Origin of the sequence: Streptomyces sp. NPDC001410 (genome assembly GCF_042895235.1) — a bacterium.
Classification (GTDB): Bacteria; Actinomycetota; Actinomycetes; order Streptomycetales; family Streptomycetaceae; genus Streptomyces.
This window is the reverse complement of record NZ_JBIAWE010000010.1, coordinates 388584-394583: the sequence shown is the minus strand read 5'-3', so window position 1 is coordinate 394583 and position 6000 is coordinate 388584. Positions and strand designations below refer to the sequence as shown.

4 protein-coding genes are annotated in these 6000 nt (G+C 71.8%); 1 reads left to right on the top strand and 3 read right to left on the bottom strand.

All coding sequences use genetic code 11. The features are described 5' to 3' along the window. Positions 1–734 (bottom strand): maltotransferase domain-containing protein (locus tag ACFY3C_RS24275; protein ID WP_390772198.1); only part of this gene is annotated, 734 nt, incomplete at its 3' end. Positions 735–1072: 338 nt separating this feature from the next. Between ACFY3C_RS24275 and glgP the strand changes: the two genes are divergently transcribed. Then, positions 1073–3691 (top strand): alpha-glucan family phosphorylase, encoded by a 2619-nt coding sequence (gene glgP, locus ACFY3C_RS24270; protein ID WP_386576656.1) that lies wholly within the window; start codon positions 1073–1075, stop codon positions 3689–3691. Positions 3692–3694: 3 nt separating this feature from the next. Here glgP and ACFY3C_RS24265 read toward each other — a convergent pair whose 3' ends face one another. Next, a complete protein-coding gene (locus tag ACFY3C_RS24265) occupies positions 3695–4216 on the bottom strand; it encodes a DUF1990 domain-containing protein (RefSeq protein ID WP_390772197.1) in 522 nt (173 codons plus the stop codon). 71 nt (positions 4217–4287) lie between these two features. Continuing rightward, positions 4288–5952: a M4 family metallopeptidase gene (locus tag ACFY3C_RS24260; RefSeq protein ID WP_390772196.1), complete on the bottom strand. Its 1665-nt coding sequence runs from the start codon at positions 5950–5952 to the stop codon at positions 4288–4290. Between the last annotated feature and the right edge of the window lie 48 nt (positions 5953–6000).

Here is a 6000-nt window from a genome sequence, read left to right as displayed (position 1 = left end):
AGCGCCCGCTCCCGCTCCACGAGCAGCGGCATCGCGTCGGACGCGGTCACCAACTCCCGCAACGGATACCGGGACAGCACCGCGTCCACCTCGGGCGCCAGGGCCGCCGCGAGCCGCCAGGCGGCCGGGCGGTCCTCGTCCCGCAGCGCGGCAGCGGCCGCCAGGACCACGTCCCGCTGCTCCTCGGGGACGCCGCCGGCCGTCCGCTCGTACAGCCGTGCGCCCTCCTCCAGGACCAGGCCGGTGTCGATGCCCGCCGGGATCTTGACGGAGGCGGTGTGCCGCCAGGTGCCGACCGGGTCCGACCAGGCCTCGACCGTGTAGGTCCAGCGGCCGGGCTCGTCCGGGGTGACGATGGCGCCCAGGCGGTCGGTGCCCGGGGCGAGTTCACGCATCGGGGTCCAGGGTCCCGGGCGGCCCTGGGGATCCCGCAGGACGACGTTCGCGGCGACGGCGTCGTGGCCCTCCCGGAACACGGTGGCCGACACCTCGAACGACTCACCGGCCACCGCCTTGGCGGGCCTGCGCCCGTGCTGGACCACCGGGCGCACGTCGAGGACGGGAATTCGGCCGAGAGTCGTCGGCTCCGGCGAGACGGGACGCTGCTGCCGTGGCGGGGCCGGAGCCTCCTCGAGGAGTTCCTCGGCGGGCTTTCCGGTTTTCTTGCCCGAAGTTTTCCTTCCGGCTGCCTTGCTGGGTGTCGTGGGTGCTGACGAGTGGTGCTTGGCGGGCATGACCGCTCCTGTCCGCTTCAACGTGGGTGTGGGCGGATGGCTGTGGGGAGGTGGGTCCTGCAGGTGAGACGTGGTGCTGCTGTGGGGCGTACCGGAGGAGCCTTCCCACCCTATTCGGGTGGGCAATCCGGCACTTTGTTAACTACTCACGCGTACGTCTACGCACAAGACCGGCCCCTTTTCCGGTTTCCCGCCAGGGTGGCCATTACGCCCCCGCCGCGCCCCGACACCCGCGCCTGCTACGTCCCCACCGACGCCCCGGTAACCACTAACGTCGAACCTGACGACGAGACGCACAGCGCCGTGCGTCTCACCCCGTAACGCGTCCGAGGTGGAATGTGAAGGCGATCCGTCGGTTCACCGTCCGTCCCGTTCTCCCCGAACCCCTCCGGCCGCTGAGCGACCTGGCGCGCAATCTGCGCTGGTCCTGGCATGCGGAAACGCGCGATCTGTTCCAGTCCGTCGACCCCGAACGCTGGGCCGCCGCCGGGGGCGACCCGGTGCGGCTGCTGGGCGGGGTGCGCCCGGACCGGCTCACCGAGCTGGCCGGGGACCGGCGGTTCCTGCGCCGGCTGCGCGCGGCCGTCGACGACCTCAACGACTATCTGACCGGCGACCGCTGGTACCAGCAGCAGGACGACGGGCTGCCCGCCGCCGTCGCCTACTTCTCGCCCGAGTTCGGCATCACGGCCGCGCTGCCCCAGTACTCCGGCGGCCTCGGCATCCTCGCCGGCGACCACCTCAAGGCGGCCAGCGACCTCGGGGTCCCGCTGATCGGTGTCGGCCTGCTCTACCGGCACGGGTACTTCCGCCAGACCCTGTCCCGGGACGGCTGGCAGCAGGAGCACTACCCGGTGCTCGACCCCCACGAGCTGCCCGTCAGCCTGCTGAGGGACGCCGACGACAGCCCCGCCCGGGTCTCCCTCGCGCTGCCCGGCGGCCGGGCGCTGCACGCCCGGATCTGGCTGGCCCAGGTCGGCCGGGTGCCGCTGCTGATGCTCGACTCGGACGTGGAGGAGAACGACCTCGGCGAACGCGGGGTGACCGACCGGCTGTACGGCGGCGGCAGCGAGCACCGGCTGCTGCAGGAGATGCTGCTGGGGATAGGGGGTGTCCGGGCCGTGCGGACGTACTGCCGGCTCACCGGGCACCCGGAGCCCGAGGTGTTCCACACCAACGAGGGACACGCCGGCTTCCTGGGGCTGGAGCGGATCGCCGAACTGTGCGACCGGGGACTCGACTTCGACTCGGCCCTGGAGGCCGTGCGCGGCGGGACGGTGTTCACGACGCACACCCCCGTCCCGGCCGGGATCGACCGGTTCGACCGGGAGCTGGTCGCCCGGCACTTCGGGGCGGACGCCGAACTCCCGCGCATCGACATGCAGCGGATCCTGGCGCTCGGCATGGAGACCTACCCGGGCGGCGAGCCGAACCTGTTCAACATGGCCGTGATGGGGCTGCGGCTGGCCCAGCGGGCGAACGGGGTCTCGCTGCTGCACGGGCAGGTCAGCCGGGAGATGTTCGCGGGACTGTGGCCGGGATTCGACGCCGAGGAGGTGCCGATCACCTCCGTGACCAACGGGGTGCACGCCCCGACCTGGGTCGCCCCCGAGGTGCTCCGGCTCGGCGCCCGGGAGATCGGCGCCCAGCGGGCCGAGGACGCGCTGAGCGTCGGCGGCTCCGAGCGCTGGGACTCGGTCGCGGACATCGCGGACCAGGAGATCTGGGAGCTGCGCCGCACCCTGCGCGAACAGCTGGTGCTGGAGGTACGGGAGCGGCTGCGCGCCTCCTGGCGGCAACGCGGTGCCGGGGACGCGGAGCTGGGCTGGATCGACGGCGTGCTCGACCCCGGGGTGCTGACGATCGGGTTCGCGCGGCGCGTGCCGTCGTACAAGCGGCTCACGCTGATGCTGCGCGACCGGGACCGGCTGATGGAGCTGCTGCTGCACCCGGAGCGGCCGATCCAGATCGTCGTCGCGGGCAAGGCGCACCCGGCGGACGACGGCGGCAAACGGCTGGTGCAGGAACTGGTGCGGTTCGCCGACGACCCGCGCGTGCGGCACCGGATCGTCTTCCTGCCCGACTACGGCATGGCGATGGCGCAGAAGCTCTACCCCGGCTGCGACGTCTGGCTGAACAACCCGCTGCGCCCACTGGAGGCCTGCGGCACCTCCGGGATGAAGGCCGCGCTCAACGGCTGCCTCAACCTCTCGGTGCTGGACGGCTGGTGGGACGAGTGGTTCCAGCCGGACTTCGGCTGGGCCGTCCCGACCGCCGACGGCGCGGGCACCGACCCGGACCGCCGTGACGACATCGAGGCCGCGGCCCTGTACGACCTCCTCGAACAGCGGGTCACCCCGCGCTTCTACGAGCGCGGCCGGGGCGGTCTGCCCGACCGCTGGATCGACATGGTCCGCCAGACCCTCACCCTGCTCGGCCCGAAGGTGCTGGCGGGCCGGATGGTCCGCGAGTACGTCGACCGCCTGTACGCGCCCGCCGCCCAGTCCCACCGGGCGCTGACCGAGGACACGGCGCGTGAACTGGCCGTCTGGAAGGCCAGGATGCGGGCCGCCTGGCCCCGGGTGAGCGTCGACCACGTGGAGACGACGGCCACGACGGCCACCGCGGAACTGGGCTCGACCGTGGGGCTGCGGGTGCGGGTGGGGCTCGGCGACCTCGGCCCGGACGACGTGGAGGTGCAGGCGGTCTCCGGCCGGGTCGACGCGCAGGACCGCATCACGGACGCCACGGTGGTCCCGCTGAAGGCGACCGGCGCCCCGGACCTGGAGGGCCGCCGCGTCTACGAGGGCCCGCTCTCCCTGGACCGCACCGGCCCCTACGGCTACACGATCCGCATCCTCCCGGCCCACCGCCTGCTCGCCTCCGGCGCGGAACTGGGCCTGGTGTCCGTGCCGTCGGAGGAGGCCATGGAGGGGGCGGGGGTGCTGATGCGGTGAGCGTCAGTCCTTGAGGTCCCGGGTGGCCAGCTCCCTCAGCACCTTGCCGCATCTGCGGGCGTAGGCGTGCTGCAGCCCGCGTGTCGCGGCCCCGCCCGCGCGGGCGTACCACTTCTGGGCGCGGCTGAAGGCGGCCACCGTCAGCCAGACGGTGCCGTCGCCGGTGCGGTCGACCACGAAGGCCTCCTCGCCGCACTCGGGGTGGCCTTCCAGGGTGCCGTAGGCCCAGCCGGCGCGGCGGGGCTCCTCGACGGTCCAGACGATGCGGCAGGGGGCCTTGATGAGGCCGGCCAGGGTGACCGTGACGTCGACGTCGGGGGCCGCGCGGCCGGCGGTGGCGTCGATGCCCACGCCCATCGCGCGGTGCATCTCCCAGGTCAGGACCGCGTCGGCGGCCCGGCGGAAGACCTCAGGGCCCTCGCCGATACGGGTGCGTTCGAGTAGCGGGTGGAAGCCGGGCGGGCAGAAGGTCGGGTCGTCGCGGGTCGCGCCGACCGGCTCGTAGGTGAAGGGCGCCGAGGACATGGGTCACAAGGGTAGGGCGGTACCCGGGACGCCTTCCGCCCGGGTACCGCCCTACCTCACGTGGTGTGTGACTAGCTGACGTTGACCGCCGACCAGGCCGCCGCCACCGCGTTGTACTCGGTGCTGCCGGAGCCGTACAGCGCCGACGCCGCGCTCAGGGTCGCCGTGCGGGCGCCCTTGTAGTTCGTCGTCGACGTCATGTACGTCGTCAGCGCCTTGTACCAGATCTGCAGCGCCTTGGCGCGGCCGATGCCGGTGACAGTGGAGCCGTTGGACGTCGGCGAGTTGTAGCTCACGCCGTTGATCGTCTTCGAACCGCTGCCCTCGGACAGCAGGTAGAAGAAGTGGTTGGCGACACCGGACGAGTAGTGGACGTCCAGGTTGCCGACCGAGGAGGACCAGGAGTCCGCCGAGCCGCCGTCCTTGCTGGGCTTGTCCATGTAGCGCAGCGGGGTGCCGTCGCCGTTGATGTCGATCTTCTCGCCGATGAGGTAGTCACCGGGGTCCGAGGCGTTGTTCGCGTAGAACTCCACACCCGTGCCGAAGATGTCCGAGGTGGCCTCGTTCAGGCCGCCGGACTCGCCCGAGTAGTCCAGGCCCGCGGTGTTCGCGGTGACACCGTGGCTCATCTCGTGGCCGGCCACGTCCAGCGAGGTCAGCGGGCTGGTGTTGCCGGTGCCGTCGCCGTACGTCATGCAGAAGCAGCTGTCGTCCCAGAACGCGTTGACGTACTGGTTGCCGTAGTGCACGCGGGAGTACGCGGCGGTGCCGTCGTTCTTGATGCCGCTGCGGCCGAAGGTGTTCTTGTAGAAGTCCCAGGTCACCTGCGCGCCGTAGGCGGCGTCGACGGCCGCGGTCTGGTCGGCGGTGGAGCTGGAGGCCGCGCCGGTGCCCCACGTGTTGTCCGAATCGGTGAACAGCGTGCCCGCGGACGAGGTGGTGGTGTGCTTCTTGTTGTACGTCTTGTGGCCGCCACGCGTGGTGTCGTACAGCTGGTACGTCGAACCCGACAGCGTGGTGTTCAGGCTGACCGTGCCGGAGTAGAGGCTCTTGCCGGTGCCGGTCGCGTTCTCGACGCCCTGGTACTCGAAGAGCTTCTTGCCGGTGGCGGCGTCGGTGATGACGTGCAGCTGGTTGGGGGTGCCGTCGTCCTGGAGGCCGCCGACGATCGTCTCGTAGGCGAGGACGGGCTTGCCGGAGCCGGCCCAGATCACCTTGCGCGCGCCGTCCGCGGAGGACTTCGCGGAGCCCAGGGTCTTCGCGGCGCTCACGGCCTGCTTCTCGGCCTTGGCGGCGGTGATCTGCGGCTTGAGCGAGGCCACCTTGACGGCGGACTTGTTCGCCTTGGTGACGCCCTCGGCCTTGCCCGACTTGGCGGTGTGGACGACCAGGTCGCCGCCGAGGACCGGCAGGCCCGCGTAGGTGCGCTCGTAGCGGGTGTGGACGGTGCCGTCGGCGTCCTTGACGACGTCCTTGACGACCAGCTTCTCCTTGGCGCCGAGGCCTATGTGCTGCGCGGTCTCGGTCGCGTCGGCCTGCGCCTGCTGGATCAGGGTGGTACGGGCAGCGGCGGACAGCGCGGTCGGGGCGGCGGCCAGCGGCTTGGCGGCGGCGGCCTCGGCCGGGGTCTGGGCGCTGGCACTGGTGGTCAGACCAGTGGAGAGCAGGGCTCCGGTCGCGACAGCGGTGGCGATGGCCAGAGTGGTGCGCTTGTGACGCGCGTAGAGGGGGCTCACAGAAGCTCCTTCTCGTGGGGGAGTCCGGACAGTGTGGGGTTACTGGCC

Bases quoted from the DNA above. Each gene is read 5' to 3' on its own strand.
- ACFY3C_RS24265 (WP_390772197.1), bottom strand. From the start codon at position 4,216: ATGTCCTCGGCGCCCTTCACCTACGAGCCGGTCGGCGCGACCCGCGAC.